Raw genomic sequence first — 16,909 nt, 5'->3', positions numbered from 1 at the left:
AAGCCATCGATACCCGTAAGCATCTTTCCTAGACCTTCGTAAGTAGTCGTTTTGACTCTTTGACTTCCTAAGGTAGCTTCAAGAACGTCTAAAGCAGTGTCTCCATAAGTAGCTTCTGTAACAGTTGGAGCTTTAATGATCCCCAAACTTTTATCACCTAAAACCCCTAACGTTACAGATGGATTTTCTTCTTGCTCAGCCTGTACGTGGTTAATGTTAAATCCAGCAAAAGAAGCTATTAACAGGCATAGGATTAACAACATACTAATGAGGCGATTTTTTCTTATCGAATAACCCAACTTTCTCAATCCTCTCAAAATAATTTAACTAACTAAAAAAGATTACAAAAAAGACATCTGTCTTCTTTTAACAGATGTCTTCCTTATGAAATCAGCAAAGGTAACTAAGTTGTTCCAGATACCCTCTCAACTTTAATCATAAGAACACCTCCCATCCGCGTGGTTAAAAAGTGAACTAATTATTATGGCAGGTATCCTGGCTTAGAATCATCAACTTCTGACCCCCTTCCCATTTTCACTAACGGAAAACAGTGGATATTACCGTCAAAAGCCTCCTCATTACAGTGGCGGGACCGCATCGGAATTTCACCGAACTTCCCTTTTAAGTTTTTAAAATATTACATTTAAAAACACCATAATTAAAAATTATTAAATTGTACTATATTACATTAATTATATTAATCTACTAAGTCAATAAAAAATATATAAAAGGGATCCATTGATGCTTCATAATGGAGCCCTCCAGTCCCGAAAAAAATAAATAAACACGTTTCATAAGAACGTGTTTATCATTTATCATTTATCATTTAATCATTTAATCATTTAATTCTTCAAGCTTACCTGTTACCATGTAGATCACCCATTCACCTAGATTTGTTGCATGATCACCGATCCTCTCTAGGCTGTGGGCAACAAACAAGAATTGAGTGGCTTGGAATACCGTTTCTGGTCGTTTTTGCATCATATCCACAAGTTCATTATAAATTTGTTTATAAAGAGCATCTACCGCGTGATCGTTTTCCCCTATTTGGTAGCATAGCTCGGTATCTTCATTTATGTAGGCATTTAACGCATCACGAACCATTGCTTTGGTCAGTTCGGCCATCTTTGGAATATCGATGAGCTGTTTGATATAGGTTTCATTTTTAAGACGAAGTGTGGCTTTAGAGATTGTCACCGCATTGTCAGCCATTCTCTCTAGGTCCGTGACAACCTTTAGAACGGTGGCGATACGGCGTAGGTCACTAGCCATGGGCTGCTGAAGAGCAATTAAGCGAAAACAGTCCTTTTCAATTTCGAGGTATAATTGATTAATCTTGTCATCATCCTGAATCACCTTTTCGGCGAGCCCTGTATCTCGTTCGGCCAGGGATTTTACTGATAAATGGATGGATTCTTCTACTAGAGAACTCATGGTTAATAGTTTGTTATGCAGGGTATCTAGATCTTGCTGAAATGTGTGTCTTCCGGCCATGGATGCTACCTCCTTATTTAACCAAATCTTCCTGTAATATAGTCTTCCGTTCGACTATCTCTAGGTGTAGTAAATAATTGATTGGTTTCTCCGTATTCTACAACTTCTCCAGTAAGAAAAAAAGCAGTAAAATCAGAAGACCTTGCAGCTTGCTGCATATTATGAGTAACGATAATGACGGTATAAGACTTTTTCAGTTCCTGCAACAATTCTTCTACACTAGCTGTTGAAATTGGATCTAATGCAGAGGTAGGTTCATCCATAAGAATAATGTCAGGCTCGACGGCGAGTACTCTACCGATAACTAAACGCTGCTGCTGGCCACCAGAGAGGCCCGAGGCTTTCGTATGCAATCGATCCTTTACTTCGTCCCATAGTGCTGCTTTTTTAAGGCTATCTTCGACAATAGCATCTAACCTTTGGCGATCTGTTAGCCCATGGATTCGAGGACCGTAAGCGATATTATCGTAAATACTCATTGGAAAAGGATTGGGGCGTTGGAAAACCATGCCTACCTTTTTTCTTAATTGAACGATATCTGTCTGCGGTGCATAGATGTTCTCACCTTCGATACTCACTTCTCCTTCAATCTTAACTCCACCTATTAGGTCATTCATTCGATTTAAGCAACGAAGGAAGGTGGACTTCCCACATCCAGAGGGGCCAATGAGGGCGGTCACACAATTACTTTGGAATTCTAAATTTACATTAAATAAAGCTTGGCTGCTTCCATAAAATAAGTTTAAGTTTTTACTGCTGACAATGGTCGTATCACCCTGAACTGACAATGAGCATCCCCCTTTCGTTACTACTCTTAGCCGAACCTTCCTGTAATATATTCCTCCGTCTTGGCCTTACTTGGTTTAGTAAATAATTTTGTTGTTTTGTCAATCTCAATCAACTCACCCATTAAGAAGAAAGCTGTTTGGTCCGATATTCTTGCAGCCTGCTGCATATTATGAGTAACGATGACAATGGTATATTCCTTTTTCAACTCTTGGATAAGCTCCTCGATCTTAGAGGTAGAGATGGGATCAAGAGCTGATGCCGGTTCATCGAGCAAGAGCACCTCTGGATTAAGTGCTAACGTTCTCGCTATACACAAACGTTGCTGCTGTCCGCCTGAAAGTGCGATAGCAGAAGAATGCAATCGATCTTTCACTTCGTCCCAAAGAGCTGCCTTGCGAAGGGACTCCTCAACAATCTGACTGAGCTCTGCCTTTCCAGTAATACCATGAAATCGTGGCCCGAAGGATATATTCTCGTAAATAGATTTGTAGAAAGGATTAGGTTTTTGAAATACCATCCCCACGCGTTTTCTCAGCAGGCGGACATTAGCATCCCCTCTATTGACATCCTCGCCATCAAAATAGATGTGGCCTGTCACTTTGGCTCCTTCAATTAAATCGTTCATCCGATTAAGTGACCGTAAGTAGGTTGATTTCCCACACCCTGAAGGACCAATCAATGCCGTTACGGTATGTTTAGGAAATTCAATACTGAGCTGCTTTACAGCATGCTTTTCACCATAATAGACGTTTAAATCTTTAGTGGATAGTCCACTATCCATGTCGCTTCTCCTCCCTTATTGCGCGGTGAGTCTTCGGTACAGCCATCCTCCAAACCATCGTGCTAATAGGTTAAATAATAACACCGTCAGGACTAAGATCGCAGAGGCTCCATCGGCAACTTCACGGACATCAGGGATCAATCCCTCACTATTAATTTTCCAAATATGCACAGCTAGAGTCTCTGCAGGTCGAAAAGGATTAAGTGGAGACGTAGGGTGCAATGGATTCCAATCCGCAAAATTGAGACGTGGAGTTGTCATTCCAGCTGTAAACAATAGGGCTGCCGCTTCCCCGAAGATTCTTCCTGCAGCAAGTATGGTACCCGTGAGTATCCCCGGTAGTGCTACAGGAAGCAAAACCTTACGGATAGTGGCCCAGTGCGTAATACCAAGAGCCAGGCTTGCCTCTTTCTGCTCCCGTGGTACACTACGCAAAGATTCCTCCACCACTCGAACCATGAGTGGCAAGTTAAAAACCGTTAGAGCAAATGCCCCAGAGAGAATGGAATACCCCCATCCCATCCAATTAACAAATAACATAAGACCAAATAGACCTACAACAATAGAAGGGAGGGAGGACAGAACTTCTATGCTTAAACGTATAAGCTCTGTTAGTCGATTTTTTGGAGCATACTCAGCTAAATAAATCCCCCCACCTAATCCTAGGGGGATGGTGATAAGCATTGTTAGAACCAGTAAGTATAATGAGTTGAAAAGCTGTGGCCCGACGCCCCCGCCAGCCCTCATTTTTTGTGGGGGACTCGTGATAAACTGCAAATTAATTCGCTCGAATCCATGAAGAAGAATATATCCAAGGAGCCCAAACAACACGATAACAATGAGTAGCGCTATGCCATAAAATACACCTGTAGCTATGCGATCCGTGGTCTTCGTATTCATTTAGCTTTGTCCCCTTTTGCCAATCCATCGAATTAAAAGTATAAAGATCAAAGTCATGAGCAGTAGAATCAGTCCCATTGACCATAAGGCGTTGTTATAAGCGGAGCCGACTATGGTATTTCCCATGTTTAAAGTGATTCCACTTGTTAATGTATTACTAGGAGAAAGTAAAGAATTAGGGATTTTAGTCGTATTTCCAATGACCATCTGTACGGCAAGAGCTTCTCCAAAAGCTCGAGCCATTCCTAAAATAACAGCCATCAAAAGCCCAGGTAAAGAGGACCGTAAAATAATGATTTTCCAGATGGTTTGCCACCGGGTTGCTCCTAAGGCTAGAGAAGCTTCCTTTAAATCACGAGGGACCCTTCTAATGGCATCGACTGATAGGCTAGTAATGGTCGGAAGGATCATAATACTCAATACCACAATTCCGGCAATAATGCTAAATCCGGTACCGCCAAAAATATCACGAAGAAAAGGAACGATAACACTCAGCCCAATAAATCCGTAAACTACGGAGGGAATTCCGACAAGCAGTTCAATCACGGGTTGCATGATTCTACGTCCAATTTCCGGAGAAATCTCTGTCATGAAAATGGCTGCACCGATGCCTAAAGGAGCTGCTAGGAGAGCTGAACCAATCGTAACAATAAAAGAACCAAGGATATAGGGAAATGCCCCAAACCGGGGTGGGTCTCCCTCAGGACTCCACTCTATACCGCTTAAAAACTCAAAGGGGTTCACTCCATTAACTAAAAATGTGGAGAGACCTTTAGAAGCTATAAAGTAGATAATGAATATGGTCGTGAGGATAAGGATACTTGCACTGAGCAAGGATAAGACCCTTCCCGTACCTTCGTCCCACCAACTTACTTGATTGTTTTTTGATTGGTTCATGATGTTCTCCTTTCCCAATAAGGCAATTACTTCACATTTCCTTGAAAGTCACGATCTACCTTCATGTTTTTGACCGGAATATACCCCAATTCCTCAACAATTAGCTGGGCTTCATCACTGAGCATATAATCCAAGAAGCTCTTTACAACGCCAGTCGGTTCTCCTTTGGTATACATGTGCTCATAAGCCCATACCTTATATTCATTAGTTGCCACATTTTCAGAGGTAGGCGCCACGCCGTCAATGCTTAGAGGCTTTATACTTTGGTCGATGTAATTGAAACCAAGGTAACCGATGGCTCCTGGAGTTTCACTTATAATTTTTCTGACTGTACCGGAGGAATCTTGTGTTACCCCCTCAGCTTCCTCTTGACCGTTCAGAGCGTATTTAATAAACGTGGCCCGAGTTCCTGAACTTTTCGGACGATTGACAAGAGTGACTTGTACATCAGCCCCTCCTACATCCTTCCAGTTGGTTATCTTCCCTGTAAAAATATCAATAAGCTGCTGAGTAGTTAAATTGTCCACCCCTACTTCAGAGTGAGCCGTTGCAGCCATCCCTGCTACAGCAACCTTATGGTCAACTAGTTGTGTTGCGTCAATCCCTTCTTTCTCTTCGGCGAAAATATCAGAGTTGCCAATTTGCACAGTTCCTTCTGCAACTTGACTTAAGCCCGTTCCACTCCCTCCACCTTGAACCTGAATCGTAACATCAGGATTCTGCGCCATGAACTCATCCGCTGCTTGCTCAACAAGCGGCTGCATTGCCGTTGAACCTGAAGCTAACACTGAGCCTGCAGCTTCAGCTTGAGGGGCCTCTGGTGCAGGTGTAGCTCCGTTTCCTCCGCCTCCACATCCAGTGATACTTGACAGTATTAGTAAACTTAAGAACGCTACTCTTGCTTTATTTAACAATATTACTACCCCCTTTTATCGATATAAGTTAGCTATAGGTTGATAAAAAATCTACCTAATTATGCATATTCTTCAAAATAAGCATCCCAATATTGACTGAAGTATATTAAAAAATAGGCCAGAGGTCGCGCCTAGGCCTAATTATTGATTTCGATCAAGCTTATGAGGCTCACCTGGATCTTTTATTTTTTGGGAACTCGTATTAGACTCGATAAGAAAGTCAATCTTTGGTGGTCCATCTTCAACATCATAGAAGATACGGTCCAGTTCCTTATTTGTTTGTTCTACGTTTGGAGCAACATTGTTGTTTTCCATAAAGCCCCTCCTTCCGTTTTTAGCATATCCAGAGACAAATCCTTCTATTAGCTTCATCTCAATAAGAGAATAGTTTTACTTATAATTAGAGTTCCACTGTAAGGTAAATAAAAAACCCCACCATCGTATGTATGGTGGAGGCAGTGGAATCGAACCCGGTCCGAAAGCAACGCAACATAGACTTCTCTGAGTGCAGGCCCTCGACAGTGGGCAGACTTCTGCCTCAGCGGTTAGGTCTACTAAACTTAATTATTGCCTATATAATAGAATATTGGTACTTTTTAAATAGATCATTTTTTATATAATGAGTTTAGATATTAGGAAAGGAAGTGGTCTTATGTTACTTAAAAGCAGATCTGAGTCAGATGAATTAATAGCTAGGCGATTTTTAAACACAAGAATGGAATTAGCAGAAAGAGAAAAATTCAACTATTTAAACCTTGAAAAAGGATATGAAGGGGAACTGAAATTTGATAATCTTATAGCAAATCTTCAAGAGGAAAGGTACATCATAAATGACTTGCTGCTTGAAGTAAACAACAGCTATTTTCAAATCGATTCATTGATTATTTCACAGGGAGTTATTTATCTTTTGGACATAAAGAATTTCCATGGCGATTTCTACTTTGAATCGGACAAATTCTATGCCCTGTTAACCGGTCGCGAATATAAGAATCCCGTTAATCAGTTAAAACGAAGTGAGACTCTATTCAACCAACTTCTCCAAAACCTCAAGCAAAATTTCCTCGTTGAAGCCTCATTGATTTTTATCAACCCTGAATTCACCTTATATCAAGCCCCAATGAACTTACCCATTATTTTCCCAAATCAGGTAAATCGATTTATAAATGATCTAAATAATACACCGTCCAAGTTAAGTGATGGACATAAGAAACTAGCTCAACAATTGCTATCCTTACATCAAACTAAAAACCCATATACTAAAGTGCCTGACTATAATTATGAACAACTGCAAAAGGGAATCTATTGTAAAAGTTGTATGTCCTTTCTAGTTTCCAAGAAAAACGCTAACTTTGTTTGCGAAATTTGTGGCGTACAAGAGACGCTCAGGCAAACCATTGTGCGGAGTATTGAGGAATTTAAAATCCTATTTCCTAATCGTAAAATTACTACCCAAAGCATCCATGATTGGTGCAAGGTAGATCTGCATAGAAAGACACTGAGTAGAATTTTGAAGGAACACTATACTACATTTGGAACTACAAGAGATACTTATTATAAGTAGTTTTATCACCTAACTGCCTAACTGCTCCGAATACAGCCTGTTTTCTGACTCCATCTCTCGGTTTCCACCTACTTCTGTCCGAATACAGCCTGCTTTCTGACTCTATCTCTCGGTTTCCACCAGATCGTGTCTGAACCAGGCCTCTTTCTTGACTCTCTGTAACGACGACAACATCTTGTATGTCGAGATCGTCGTTGCAAACTATATATTTGAGTAGTTGAGGATATTTTCCCGTAAATTAAAAAGCCCTTCTAAATGAAGGGCTGATTATCCTTAAAATAAAAAACTCCACCATCGTATGTATGGTGGAGGCGGTGGGAATCGAACCCACGTCCGAAAGCAACGCAACATAAGCTTCTCCGAGTGCAGTCGCTGCATTAAGATTCGCCTCACCGACGCCCAACGACAGGCTTCTGGATTGGCTAGTTACCTACAGTTCACTTTCCGGTCAGTAACGGTCCGGACGAGCTATCCCACTGAGATGACCTTCTATAGCAAACATGGGCGATCCGCTAAGGAAGGATTAGGCTGCAATTAAGCAGCTAATTGTAATTTAGGTTGTTTTGCAGTTATATTTAACTCCGCGTTGTTAACGAGGCCCGCAGCCCCCCGACTCGCTACTCATGCCCGAACTACCCCCGTCGAATCCAGAACGCCCCCATAAGGGATTATGGAATACCTCAAGCACGTATGAATAATATATCATAGGACAATCCGTAATTCAAATGGGAATTAACGGTTTCGTTCTTTTATGGCCTTTGCCATCTCACGTTGAGCATCTTTCTTCTTCAGGTCTTCTCGCTTATCATATTCCTTCTTCCCTTTAGCTGTAGCAATCTGGACTTTAGCTAGTCCATTCTTTAAGTAAATCTTTAATGGGACAAGCGTATAGCCCTTTTCCTTAATCAGCCCAATGAGCTTATTAATTTCCTCACGGTGAAGAAGCAACTTACGAGTTCGCAAGGGTTCATGATTGTAGCGATTCCCTTGTTCATAAGGACTAATATGCATATTATGAAGCGTAACTTCACCCTTTCGAATCTGAGCAAAGCTATCTCGCATATTGACCTTACCTTGGCGAACGGACTTAATCTCTGTTCCGGTTAGGACAACGCCCGCCTCATATTTATCTTCAATATGATAATCATGAAAAGCTTTCTTGTTTTGTGCAATCAATTTTTCCCCGCGTGTGACACCCACTGTATTCACCTCAAAATGGTTAGCATCTTCCTATTATAACAAAAGATGAACGTGAAAAAAAGCGAGGAGATACGGAGATTCTCGTGGGCGAACAAGCATAACGGAACAAATTCCCGCTATCTCTCAAAATCGGGTTATTAAGTTGCAAATAACAGGAAAAATTCCCCTTAATAACGAAAAAACTTCACAAACTTACCGTTTTAAAACAAATAGCAGGAAAGTTTCCCGCTATTGTCCCCTTTTTGGACACGTAAGGATAAATAGCAGGAAAAACTCCGGTTATTGTTCAGCCTCAGCCTGACCAGGACCTCCCCCCGAATCAGACCATCATCTTATTTCTTCTTTTTCTTCTTATTCTTAGGCTTCTTGCCTGCTTTCTTCGCTCCGCCCTTAGCGGCTTCCTTCCAGAACGGTTGATCATCCTTTTTCTTTTTGGCAAACATGCCAGCTTGTGTGGAAGGTTTAGGCTTCTCCCGTTTTCCAGCTTCGATCACGATCTTCGCCTTCTTCGGTTTACGCTCCGCCTTCTTAGACATGCCCACGACTTCAAAGTCTACTGTATGCTCGTCTTTATTGACGTTCACTACACGGATATTAACCATATCCCCAATTCGATAGGCTTTCTTGGTTCGTTCTCCAATAAGGGCGTAGGTTCGTTCATCATAGTGGTAGTAGTCATCCGTCAGATAACTCATATGAACAAGACCTTCAATGGTGTTCGGAAGCTCGACGAACATCCCGAAGTTCGTTACGCTGCTCACCATTCCCTCGAATTCCTCGCCAATTTTATCTTCCATAAACTCGGCTTTCTTCAGGTCATCTGTTTCCCGTTCCGCGTCTACGGCGACGCGCTCACGCTCGGAGGTATGACGAGCAATGTCTGGAAGCTTTTCAGCCCATTCTTCCTTTTGCTCCGCATTCATCGCTCCGTTCTCCAGCCAATGACGAATCAGACGATGAACGATCAAGTCCGGATAGCGGCGAATAGGAGAAGTGAAATGCGTATAATATTCGGCAGCTAATCCAAAGTGACCGATGTTGGCTGCCTCATACTTTGCTTGTTTCATGGAACGAAGCATGACCTTACTAATGACCGTCTCTTCTGGGGCTCCTTGAACCTGTTCTAGAAGCATTTGTAAGGCACGTGGATGAATATCGTTAGCTGTCCCTTTCACAAAGTACCCGAAGTTCGTAATGAACTGTAGGAAATTTCTCAGTTTGCCTTCATCCGGATCTTCATGGGTTCGATAAATAAACGGTTGATTTAACCAGTGGAAATGCTCTGCAACTGTCTCATTCGCAGCCAGCATGAATTCTTCAATAATTTGCTCAGCGATCGTCCGATCACGCAAGATCACTTCGGTTGGCTTGCCATCGGGGTCCACCAAGATCTTCGACTCTTTAAAATCAAAATCAATGGCTCCTCGCTCCATCCGTTTGTTCCGGAGATTCAGTGCTACTTCCTTCATCATTTGAAACATAGGAACTAACGGTTCATAACGAGAAATTAACTCTTGATCCTCTTCCTCAAGTATCTTATAAACATCAGAGTAGGTCATCCGCTCATTCGTCTTAATGACACTGGCATAGATGTCATGACGAACGATTTTGGCATCTGCATCTAGCTCCATATCACAGGTTAAGGTGAGTCGATTTACCTGTGGATTCAGACTGCATATTCCGTTAGACAAACGATGCGGGAGCATGGGGATCACACGGTCGACGAGATAGACGCTGGTGCCGCGGCGATAGGCTTCCTCATCGAGTGGAGTTCCTTCTTTTACATAGTAACTGACGTCCGCAATGTGAACACCTAACAGATAGTTTCCGTTATCCAGCTTTTCTAGGGAAACCGCGTCATCTAAATCCTTTGCATCCGCCCCGTCAATCGTGACCATCACGCGATCACGAAGATCCCGTCGGTTTTGATTTTGCAATTCCTCTTCGGTGATCTCATCAGGAACGGATTCGGCTTGCTCCATAACATGGGCATCAAATCCCTCAGCCAGCTCGTACTTATGTATAATCGATAAAATATCGACGCCTGGGTCATTCTTGTGCCCAAGGATCTCTACGATTTTACCTTCAGGATTCGTGCGGCCATCATCCGAGTACTTCGTGATTTCTGCAATTACTTTATGCCCATCGACTGCTCCCATACTCATATTCTTGGGAATAAACATATCCTTGGACATGCGCTTATCATCGACAATCACAAACCCGTAATTCTTTTCATCCGAATACGTTCCAACAAAACGGTTGTTTGCTCGTTGAAGGATGCGAATAATTTCTCCTTCCACACGAGAACCACTCTTCACTTTCGGATTGGGGCGGCATAGCACAACATCTCCATTCAAAGCGCCGTTCATATCATGAGCGGAAATAAAGATATCTGGCTCTCCAGCCGTTTCTTGGATGACAAATCCAAAACCTTTAGCATGGCCTTGCAATTTTCCTTTAATGAGATTCATCCGTTCTGGAACCCCATAACGGTTTGAGCGGGTACGAATAATTTTTCCAGCCTCTTCTAGTGAATTTAGAAGTTTGACGAATTCCTTAAAATCAGCAGCCGATTCAACTTCAAAAGCTTCTTCAAGCTCTTGAACCGTCATCGGATGGTAGGCCTCTTCCCTCATAAATTCGATAACTCTTTGTTCTGTTACCACTTGCTTCACTCCTTTTTTTTCTATATTTAAAGTATGGACTAAAGGCTCCTTCACGGACAAAAAAAAGGGGTTATCTCCCCTCTACGCTCCAAGTTACCTCTTCAAAAAACTTCGCTACGTCCATAAATAACTGATGTCTGTCATGATCTAGTGTAATGATATGGCTAGAAAGAGGATAATGAATGAGTTTCTTATAGTTTGACCCAATTTCATCATAGATATAATCAGCACTTGCAGGATCAACCGTTTCATCTTGCCCGCTCTGGGCGATGAAAATAGGCGTCTTGATCTGAGGCAGCTCTCCTTTTACCTCTTCTATCAGCTGATACAGACTATATACCGAGGCGAGCGGTGTCTTTGAGTAAGGCACAAGGTACTTTTCAATGTGTGGCGCCTTTTTCTCTCGAGTGCCTGGTACGTAGGGGAGAATCCACTTCGCATAGCGAGCGTACTTCATCCTTGTATCCCGAACAACGATCGGTGAGCTCAAGGTCGCCATCGCCCGAAATTCATAACGCTGGGCAAGCTTCAAGGCGAGGATTCCTCCCATCGATAAACCAATAGCGTAAATCACTCGATTCCCAGAGGCTAGAAGCTGATGATATCCCTCCTCAGCAGAATAAAGCCATTCTCTCCAGGTTGTCTTTTTTAAGTGTTCGGGAGACGTCCCATGTCCAGCTAAAAGAGGAGCGGAAATCGCATATCCGCTCCCTCTAAAGAATTCAGCTACAGGCTTCATCTCCAAAGTGGTCCCGGTGAACCCATGCAGAAGCAAGATCCCTCGGCCGTTATGTCCTTTATGGTAAATAGATCGAACTTCAGACACGAATATCGGCTCCCTCCGGTTCCCTTGTGAGAAACTCCTCTACTAAGGAGACAACCTGATCGCTCTCGCAATCATGACAAAGAATATGCTTCGATTGTGGTAAAAAGTGAATTTCTTTGCTTGTGGATTGAATACTCTGGTAGATGTAATGAGCACTTCTTGGCTCAACTAAATCATCGCATTCCCCTTGAAGGATTAGAGTTGGTACGGTGACCTTCGCCAACTCGGGCTTCAGAACTTTTACCAACCGCCGAAAATGAACGACCGCGCGAACGGGGGTCGAGAGTGACTTTTGCATATAACGCTTCATCAGATCCTTAGAATCGGCTGTGAAATTTGACTTGATGGCTTCCGCCATATGAGAGAACATCTGACCTGGATTTATATAATAAACGCAGGCATTGAGGAGCACTAATTTTGTTACAGGATATTTAGTTGAAAGATAGGCGGCAATCATGCCTCCCATCGAAAAACCGACCACATAGACGACAGAGCATTCCTTGAGCAACAAACGAAGCTCTTCTTCTGCTTTCTGGATCCAGTCCTTCCATGTCACTTTCTTCATGTCTTCCTTAAGATGACCGTGTCCGGGTAACGTAGGCATCGAAATTTTCCATCCATGCTTTCTCAGATGATCAGCGAGTGGTTCAACTTCATAGGGGCTGCCCGTAAAGCCATGAAGAAGTAAACAACCTGTCATAATACCTCTCCTTACGTTCCATATGTGCCTTCAGATGGGGTAGGATTGTACCCACTTTTCTCAATATACCACAATTATCCTGCAATGTTACCTTACAATTTTGTAACAATGAGGCAGAAACCGACGAAACTTCCCTGAAATATAAGAAAAGGAAGCAACCCTAAGGCTACTCCCTTCCTCCTACTATTACACTGCACCTCTTGTAAAGAAAGCTACAGCGATGGATAAAACCATAAATCCGACAGCCAATACGATGGTAATCTTATTCAATACCGCGTCAATGCCTCTCGCTTTCTGCTTACCCATCATTTGTTCTGCTCCCCCTGCAATCGCACCGGATAAACCAGCACTCTTACCGGATTGAAGCAAGACAACAACAATTAATCCAATGCAAAAGATTACAAGTAAGACTTTAAGAAAGAATGCCATATCAGTACCTCCATACCTAACCCAATAAAGCCTAGGTTGTCCATTCTAAGTATACTAAAATAAACTTTACCATAAACCTAGAGGGGATACAAGGCTACGAACGGAGGGAGAGGAACAAAAAGGACAGTAAATTTTACCTCCTAAACTAACCCTTAAGGTTATAGAAGGACTTTCTTCCGCCATATTGGCTGACAGGTCCTAATTCATCCTCAATGCGAAGCAATTGGTTGTACTTCGCCACACGATCCGTACGAGAAGGTGCACCGGTCTTGATTTGTCCAGCATTCGTAGCTACTGCAATATCCGCAATCGTCGCATCTTCTGTTTCTCCAGAACGGTGAGAAATAACAGCCGTGTACCCTGCACGCTTCGCCATTTCGATTGCGTCGAAGGTTTCGGTCAATGTTCCGATTTGGTTTACTTTAATTAAGATAGAGTTGGCAGTAGAGCTTTCGATACCACGGGATAATCTTTCCGTGTTGGTTACAAACAAGTCGTCTCCAACAAGCTGTACTTTGGAACCGATACGATCCGTAAGCATCTTCCAACCATCCCAATCATCCTCGGACAAGCCATCCTCGATAGAAATGATAGGATACTTATCAGCAAGTGAAGCAAGATAATCAACCATCTCAGCTGTCGTCTTCGTGACTCCTTCACCTTCTAAGTGGTAAGATCCATCCTTATACATTTCGGTTGCTGCCACGTCAAGAGCAAGGAAGATATCTTTACCTGGCTCGTAGCCAGCTTGCTTCACAGCTTCTAGGATGGTGGTGATGGCTTCTTCATTGGAGCCTAGATTAGGTGCAAATCCACCTTCATCTCCAACCGCTGTATTTAAACCTTTTTCCTTCAGTACGGATTTCAGCTGGTGGAAGATCTCTGCGCCCATGCGAAGAGCTTGAGAGAAGCTCTCTGCACCCACTGGCATCACCATAAACTCTTGGATATCTACGTTATTATCCGCATGTTCTCCCCCATTTAAGATGTTCATCATCGGAACAGGAAGCTGCTTCGCGTTGAATCCGCCAAGGTAAACATAAAGAGGAACGTTTAATTCGTTAGCAGCAGCATGAGCAATCGCCATGGAAACACCAAGAATAGCATTGGCTCCTAATTTGCTCTTATTCGGCGTTCCATCCAAATCAATCATCAACTGATCGATTCCCACTTGATCTAGGGCGTCTAATCCAATAATTTCTGGGGCAATAATTTCATTTACGTTGTCAACCGCTTGAAGGACACCTTTACCTAAATAGCGAGACTTATCTCCATCACGAAGCTCAACCGCTTCATACGCCCCTGTAGAAGCACCGGATGGCACCATTGCACGGCCAAATGCACCTGATTCTAAATAGACTTCAACTTCAACCGTAGGGTTACCACGAGAATCCAATACCTCTCTAGCATAAACATCAGAAATAATTGTCATTATCTTTTCGCTCCTTTTAAGTTATGAATTAATATAGGGACTTTCCGGTCATTTCTTTCGGCTGTTCCACACCTAACAACTTCAGTATGGTTGGAGAAATGTCGGCTAGGACACCGTCTTTTCGAAGTTCTACACCATCTTTGGTAACAATGAATGGAACAGGATACGTACTATGGGATGTGATCGGATTTCCATTCGGATCCAGCATGAGATCGGCATTCCCATGGTCGGCCGTAATCAGGGCAACTCCCCCCTTCGCAAGGATGGCATCGACCACCATTCCCATGCAGCGGTCTACGGTTTCCACGGCTTGAATGGTCGGTTCCATTCTTCCGGAGTGACCTACCATGTCGCAGTTTGCGAAGTTGAGGATGACCACATCATGAATATCCTTATCTAATTCATGGATTAAGGCATCTGTAATCCCTTGTGCACTCATCTCTGGCTTCAGGTCATAGGTCGCAACATCCTTAGGGGAAGGGATAAGAACCCTGGTTTCTCCCTCGAATTCAGCTTCGCGACCCCCGCTAAAGAAAAACGTGACATGAGGGTACTTTTCCGTCTCAGCAATACGCAACTGTTTTAGCCCCTCTTGGCAAAGAACTTCTCCCAACGTATTGTCTAGATTCGTAGGCTTGTACGCTACAAACCCTTGAACCGATTCACTGAACTTCGTCAAACAGACGAAATAAAGATCCTTTGGTGCCTTCTCTCCGCGATCAAACCCGCGGAAATCCTCATTGGTAAACACCTGAGACAACTGGATGGCCCGGTCTGGGCGGAAGTTAAAGAAGATGACAGCATCTTCGTCTTCTACTAGCCCATTCGGCTGGCCTTGCTCGTCTGTAATAACAGTAGGCATGACAAATTCATCGAAGATGCTCTTCTCATGGGACTCTTGGACGGCACGAAGAGGATCCACATAGGCAGGTCCTTCTCCATACACCATAGCCCGGTAAGATTTCTCCGTACGCTCCCAGCGCTTGTCCCGATCCATCGCATAATAACGCCCTTGAACCGTAGCAAACTGTCCTACACCGAGTTCCTGCATTTTCATCTGGGCTTCCTGAACATAGCGAGTCGCACTATCTGGCGATACATCTCGTCCATCTAAGAAGGCATGTATGTATACTTTCTCGATCTGCTGTTTCTTCGCTAGCTCCAACAAGGCAAAGAGATGGCGAATATGGCTATGAACCCCGCCATCAGACAGGAGACCATAAAGGTGAAGCTTGGTGTCTTTTTCTTTCACATGACGCATCGCTCCAAGAAAAGTCTCATTCTCAAAGAAGTGACCTTCCCGAATTTCCTTCGTCACTCTGGTTAAATCCTGATACACCACTCTTCCAGCTCCCAGATTGAGATGCCCGACTTCGGAATTCCCCATCTGTCCTTCTGGCAATCCGACCGCTTCCCCACTGGCTTCCAGCAGGGTGTTCGGATACTTGTTCCAAAAACGGTCAAAGTTCGGCTTGTTTGCCTGGGCAACAGCGTTCCCATAGGTTTCTTTTCGCATAGCAAAGCCATCTAAAATGACTAAGGCAACAGGTTTGGGTCTATTCATCTTACTGCTCTGCTCCTTTCAATAAGGCAAGGAAGGAATCAGGCTGTAAGCTTGCACCGCCGACCAACGCACCGTCAATATCACTCTGCAACATAAAACCTGCAATATTATCAGGCTTCACGCTTCCACCATATTGGATTCGCACTTGATTTGCAATGTTCTGATCATATTGGTCAGCGATGAGTTGGCGGATAAAGCCAATAACCTCACCCGCCTCCTCGGCAGAAGAAGTCTTCCCCGTACCAATCGCCCAGATCGGTTCATAAGCAATAACCATGGTCACCATCTGCTCTGAGCTAACATCCTTCATGGCGGCTTCCATCTGCACCTTTACAACTTCCTTCGTCTGATTCGCTTCTCTTTGCTCCAAGTCTTCCCCTACACATACGATAGGAACGATTCCATGCTTCAAGGCAGCATGAAGGCGCTGATTGACCGTTTCATCCGTCTCTCCAAAATAAGCTCGACGTTCAGAATGGCCAATGATAGCATATTTTACGCCTAACTCTTGGAGCATTAAGGGACTGATCTCACCTGTAAAAGCTCCTTCCTCTGCCCAGTGAATGTTCTGGGCGCCAAGGGCAATGTTCTTACCAGAAAGAGCTTCAGATAACGCTGGCAGCATAGTATAAGGTGCACATATAATAGCTTCTACCCGGTCTCCCTGGACAGGCATAGCTTCTGCGAACTTCTTTGCCTCTGCGATCGTCTTGAACATTTTCCAGTTTCCTGCTAGGATTGGAATTCTCATGTCAT

Annotated in this window: 17 protein-coding genes, 1 other RNA gene and 1 riboswitch; of the genes, 1 reads left to right on the top strand and 17 read right to left on the bottom strand. The window is 43.4% G+C overall.

The window, feature by feature from the left end; all coding sequences use genetic code 11:
- The 8 genes from EIZ39_RS22145 to EIZ39_RS26875 form a co-directional block, all read right to left on the bottom strand.
- Nucleotides 1-299 (bottom strand): hypothetical protein (locus tag EIZ39_RS22145; protein ID WP_164985253.1); only part of this gene is annotated, 299 nt, incomplete at its 3' end.
- Nucleotides 300-468: 169 nt separating this feature from the next.
- Nucleotides 469-672, bottom strand: a riboswitch (cobalamin riboswitch).
- A gap of 162 nt (nucleotides 673-834) precedes the next feature.
- Entirely contained in the window at nucleotides 835-1,494 is a 660-nt protein-coding gene (gene phoU, locus EIZ39_RS22140; RefSeq protein WP_129202990.1) for a phosphate signaling complex protein PhoU, read from the bottom strand.
- A gap of 17 nt (nucleotides 1,495-1,511) precedes the next feature.
- Complete coding sequence (gene pstB, locus EIZ39_RS22135) at nucleotides 1,512-2,282, bottom strand: phosphate ABC transporter ATP-binding protein PstB (protein WP_129202988.1); 771 nt, start codon at nucleotides 2,280-2,282, stop codon at nucleotides 1,512-1,514.
- Between the two features lie 26 nt (nucleotides 2,283-2,308).
- Nucleotides 2,309-3,064, bottom strand: a complete 756-nt coding sequence (gene pstB / locus EIZ39_RS22130) for a phosphate ABC transporter ATP-binding protein PstB (RefSeq protein ID WP_129202986.1) — start codon at nucleotides 3,062-3,064, stop codon at nucleotides 2,309-2,311.
- A 15-nt stretch (nucleotides 3,065-3,079) separates the two neighbouring features.
- Nucleotides 3,080-3,964, bottom strand: coding sequence for a phosphate ABC transporter permease PstA (gene pstA / locus EIZ39_RS22125; protein WP_129202984.1), 885 nt, complete (start codon nucleotides 3,962-3,964; stop codon nucleotides 3,080-3,082).
- Nucleotides 3,965-4,861, bottom strand: a complete 897-nt coding sequence (gene pstC / locus EIZ39_RS22120; RefSeq protein WP_129202982.1) for a phosphate ABC transporter permease subunit PstC — start codon at nucleotides 4,859-4,861, stop codon at nucleotides 3,965-3,967.
- A gap of 26 nt (nucleotides 4,862-4,887) precedes the next feature.
- On the bottom strand, nucleotides 4,888-5,775 hold the full coding sequence (locus EIZ39_RS22115; protein ID WP_164985252.1) for a phosphate ABC transporter substrate-binding protein: 888 nt from the start codon (nucleotides 5,773-5,775) through the stop codon (nucleotides 4,888-4,890).
- Nucleotides 5,776-5,916: 141 nt separating this feature from the next.
- On the bottom strand, nucleotides 5,917-6,090 hold the full coding sequence (locus tag EIZ39_RS26875) for a hypothetical protein (RefSeq protein ID WP_164985251.1): 174 nt from the start codon (nucleotides 6,088-6,090) through the stop codon (nucleotides 5,917-5,919).
- A gap of 337 nt (nucleotides 6,091-6,427) precedes the next feature.
- Between EIZ39_RS26875 and EIZ39_RS22110 the strand changes: the two genes are divergently transcribed.
- Entirely contained in the window at nucleotides 6,428-7,336 is a 909-nt protein-coding gene (locus tag EIZ39_RS22110; RefSeq protein ID WP_129202978.1) for a nuclease-related domain-containing protein, read from the top strand.
- A 303-nt stretch (nucleotides 7,337-7,639) separates the two neighbouring features.
- Here the strand turns inward: EIZ39_RS22110 and ssrA are convergent.
- The 9 genes from ssrA to tpiA form a co-directional block, all read right to left on the bottom strand.
- Nucleotides 7,640-7,996, bottom strand: a transfer-messenger RNA (tmRNA) gene (gene ssrA, locus EIZ39_RS22105).
- Between the two features lie 72 nt (nucleotides 7,997-8,068).
- Nucleotides 8,069-8,536, bottom strand: coding sequence for an SsrA-binding protein SmpB (smpB, locus tag EIZ39_RS22100; protein WP_129202996.1), 468 nt, complete (start codon nucleotides 8,534-8,536; stop codon nucleotides 8,069-8,071).
- A 332-nt stretch (nucleotides 8,537-8,868) separates the two neighbouring features.
- Nucleotides 8,869-11,202, bottom strand: coding sequence for a ribonuclease R (rnr, locus tag EIZ39_RS22095; protein WP_129202976.1), 2,334 nt, complete (start codon nucleotides 11,200-11,202; stop codon nucleotides 8,869-8,871).
- 70 nt (nucleotides 11,203-11,272) lie between these two features.
- Nucleotides 11,273-12,028, bottom strand: coding sequence for an alpha/beta hydrolase (locus tag EIZ39_RS22090; protein WP_129202974.1), 756 nt, complete (start codon nucleotides 12,026-12,028; stop codon nucleotides 11,273-11,275).
- The gene (locus EIZ39_RS22085) at nucleotides 12,021-12,728 is read right to left on the bottom strand and encodes an alpha/beta hydrolase (protein ID WP_129202972.1); all 708 of its coding nucleotides are present in this window, start codon (nucleotides 12,726-12,728) and stop codon (nucleotides 12,021-12,023) included. The genes EIZ39_RS22090 and EIZ39_RS22085 overlap by 8 nt, the downstream gene beginning before the upstream one ends.
- A 186-nt stretch (nucleotides 12,729-12,914) precedes the next feature.
- The gene (gene secG / locus EIZ39_RS22080) at nucleotides 12,915-13,157 is read right to left on the bottom strand and encodes a preprotein translocase subunit SecG (RefSeq protein WP_129202970.1); all 243 of its coding nucleotides are present in this window, start codon (nucleotides 13,155-13,157) and stop codon (nucleotides 12,915-12,917) included.
- Nucleotides 13,158-13,302: 145 nt separating this feature from the next.
- The gene (gene eno / locus EIZ39_RS22075; RefSeq protein ID WP_129202968.1) at nucleotides 13,303-14,589 is read right to left on the bottom strand and encodes a phosphopyruvate hydratase; all 1,287 of its coding nucleotides are present in this window, start codon (nucleotides 14,587-14,589) and stop codon (nucleotides 13,303-13,305) included.
- A 28-nt stretch (nucleotides 14,590-14,617) separates the two neighbouring features.
- Nucleotides 14,618-16,153 (bottom strand): 2,3-bisphosphoglycerate-independent phosphoglycerate mutase, encoded by a 1,536-nt coding sequence (gene gpmI / locus EIZ39_RS22070; protein WP_129202966.1) that lies wholly within the window; start codon nucleotides 16,151-16,153, stop codon nucleotides 14,618-14,620.
- A gap of 1 nt (nucleotide 16,154) precedes the next feature.
- Nucleotides 16,155-16,904 (bottom strand): triose-phosphate isomerase, encoded by a 750-nt coding sequence (gene tpiA / locus EIZ39_RS22065; protein ID WP_129202964.1) that lies wholly within the window; start codon nucleotides 16,902-16,904, stop codon nucleotides 16,155-16,157.
- Between the last annotated feature and the right edge of the window lie 5 nt (nucleotides 16,905-16,909).

This window comes from Ammoniphilus sp. CFH 90114 (genome assembly GCF_004123195.1).
In the GTDB taxonomy this organism is placed as follows: Bacteria; Bacillota; Bacilli; order Aneurinibacillales; family RAOX-1; genus YIM-78166.
This window is presented reverse-complemented; position numbering and strand designations above follow the sequence as displayed.